Genomic DNA, 2,499 nt, shown 5'->3' on the forward strand with positions numbered 1-2,499 from the left:
ACAACTAAAAAACAGAATTGACAAAAATCAAATGTGGGTTATGAAAGACTATGATGGAATAATCGGATATATCGGAATTCATAAGGATTGTTCATTAGGTTTTGAATATGTAGCACCAAGAGCAAGACGGCAGGGAATAGCAACAAAGTTACAAAACTATGTTGCTTGGCAGATGATGAAAAATAATATGATTCCTTATGTAATGATTTCATTAGAAAATAAAACAGCAATGAATTTCCAAGAAAATATGGGTACGACTATTTCTGAAAAACTCTTTTATTTTTATGCAAAATGACCTTATGAATTTGAATAATAATTGGTTTAAGCCTGAGAAATAAAAATCTCAGGCTTATATTTTTGTTAAAACAAAAGTACAGAAAAAGCTACTTATTAAACTTATCAAGACCGAGTATGTAATCGCTTGAAACCTTGTAAATCATACAAAGCGAAATAAGATGTTTTATCGGTAATTCTCTTTTCCCACTTTCATATTTACTGTACTGTTCCTGCCTTGTATGTAGGAGAAAGGCAATCTCTGCTTGTGTGTAGCCGTTTGCTATTCTTAACTCTTTTAATTTCTTAGTGTAGTCCATAAAATCACCATATTTTAAAATATTACTATTTGTATTATATCAGATTTTAGGTGCAAACGCAACTAAAATGAATGTTAAAAATTAAACTGCTGAACTATACAAAACGATAAATTGATGTTGAAAATCACAGAATAAGCAACTCAAGCACAAATAACTTTCATATAATGAGTTAAATATTTTGATTTATGCTAAAATAATGGCTAAATATTAACAGGTTTATAAACTTTATTTAAAAAACTTGCAAAATGATTGAAAAAGTAGTATTATAATTATGTCGAAAGCCACAACTAATAATGAAATAATAATTAATTGTGGTAATGATAAATTGTTTTGAATTAATAAGGAGGAACATACAATGTCGTATGTAAGCGAGCAGCTCGAAAAGCTTAAAGCAAAAAATCCAAATGAGCCTGAGTTTATCCAGGCAGCAACAGAAGTATTAACATCACTTGAGCCTGTATTCGAGGCAAATCCTAAGTATCAGGAGAATGCTATTCTTGAAAGAATTACAGAGCCTGAGCGTGTAATTATGTTTAGAGTTCCTTGGGTTGACGATAACGGCAAGGTACAGGTAAACCGTGGTTTCCGTGTACAGTTCAACAGTGCTATCGGACCTTACAAGGGTGGTTTAAGATTACATCCATCTGTAAACCTTGGCGTAATTAAGTTCCTCGGTTTTGAGCAGATTTTCAAAAATTCATTAACAGGTCTTCCTATCGGCGGCGGTAAGGGTGGCTCTGACTTTGACCCTAAGGGTAAGAGCGACAACGAAGTTATGGCTTTCTGCCAGAGCTTTATGACAGAGCTTTGCAAGCACATCGGTGCTGACACAGACGTTCCTGCCGGCGACATCGGTACAGGTGCTCGTGAGATCGGTTATATGTTCGGTCAGTATAAGAGAATCAGAAATGTATATGAGGGCGTTCTTACAGGTAAGGGCCTCAACTGGGGAGGTTCTTTAGCAAGAACAGAGGCTACAGGTTATGGTCTTCTTTACCTCACAGAGGAAATGCTCAAGTGCAACGGCAAAGACATCAACGGTGCTACAGTATGTATTTCAGGTGCAGGTAATGTTGCTATTTACGCTACACAGAAGGCTACAGAGCTTGGTGCTAAGGTAGTTACACTTTCTGATTCAACAGGTTGGGTTTACGATGCTGAGGGTATCGACCTTGACGCTGTTAAGGAAATCAAGGAAGTTAAAAGAGGCAGACTTTCAGAGTACAAGAACTATCGTCCAAATTCAGAGTATCACGAGGGCAAGTTCGATTGGTCAGTTAAGTGTGATGTTGCTCTTCCATGTGCTACACAGAATGAGCTTAATGCTGACGATGCTAAGAGACTTATCGCTAATGGCTGCTATGCAGTAGCTGAGGGTGCTAATATGCCTACTACTCTTGAGGCTACAAAGCTTATTCAGGAAGCTGGTTTACTCTTCGCTCCTGGTAAGGCTGCTAATGCTGGTGGCGTTGCTACTTCTGCTCTTGAGATGTCACAGAACTCACAGCGTCTTTCATGGACATTTGAGGAAGTTGATGCTAAACTCAAGAACATTATGGTTAACATCTTCCATAACATTGACAATGCTGCTAAGAAGTACGGCTATGAGGGCAACTATGTAGTAGGTGCTAACATTGCCGGTTTCGAGAAGGTTGCAGATTCAATGATCGCTCAGGGCGTTTGCTAATTAATCCTATAATTAAATTTAAAATCCTGTCTGATTTTCAGGCAGGATTTTTTGTTGCTTATAATTTTTTCAGGCTCAATGTCAATAGTTGGGGTAAACCCGAAAAAGAAGAATTGAAATGAACAAGCGATAGTAAATCAAGCTATCGCTTGTTTTTGCATTTGGTGAGAAAACATATGTAAAATACGGTTACGGAAACGCTTAAAATTTCTGTAACCA

3 protein-coding genes are annotated in these 2,499 nt (G+C 37.1%); 2 read left to right on the forward strand and 1 reads right to left on the reverse strand.

All coding sequences use genetic code 11. The features are described 5' to 3' along the window. On the forward strand, window positions 1-295 hold a 295-nt coding region (locus ACJMMI_RS04880), incomplete at its 5' end, for a GNAT family N-acetyltransferase (RefSeq protein WP_405354043.1). Window positions 296-383: 88 nt separating this feature from the next. Here ACJMMI_RS04880 and ACJMMI_RS04885 read toward each other — a convergent pair. After that, complete coding sequence (locus ACJMMI_RS04885; RefSeq protein WP_405354045.1) at window positions 384-593, reverse strand: helix-turn-helix domain-containing protein; 210 nt, start codon at window positions 591-593, stop codon at window positions 384-386. Between the two features lie 355 nt (window positions 594-948). Between ACJMMI_RS04885 and gdhA the strand changes: the two genes are divergently transcribed. After that, entirely contained in the window at window positions 949-2,280 is a 1,332-nt protein-coding gene (gdhA, locus tag ACJMMI_RS04890; RefSeq protein WP_117704575.1) for an NADP-specific glutamate dehydrogenase, read from the forward strand. Window positions 2,281-2,499: the final 219 nt, after the last annotated feature.

Origin of the sequence: Ruminococcus sp. (assembly GCF_045129435.1) — a bacterium.
Classification (GTDB): Bacteria; Bacillota; Clostridia; order Oscillospirales; family Acutalibacteraceae; genus Ruminococcoides.

Excerpts from the sequence above, each read along its gene's own strand:
- ACJMMI_RS04885 (WP_405354045.1), bottom strand. The coding sequence starts at position 593 with ATGGACTACACTAAGAAATTAAAAGAGTTAAGAATAGCAAACGGCTAC.
- gdhA (WP_117704575.1), top strand. The coding sequence starts at position 949 with ATGTCGTATGTAAGCGAGCAGCTCGAAAAGCTTAAAGCAAAAAATCCA.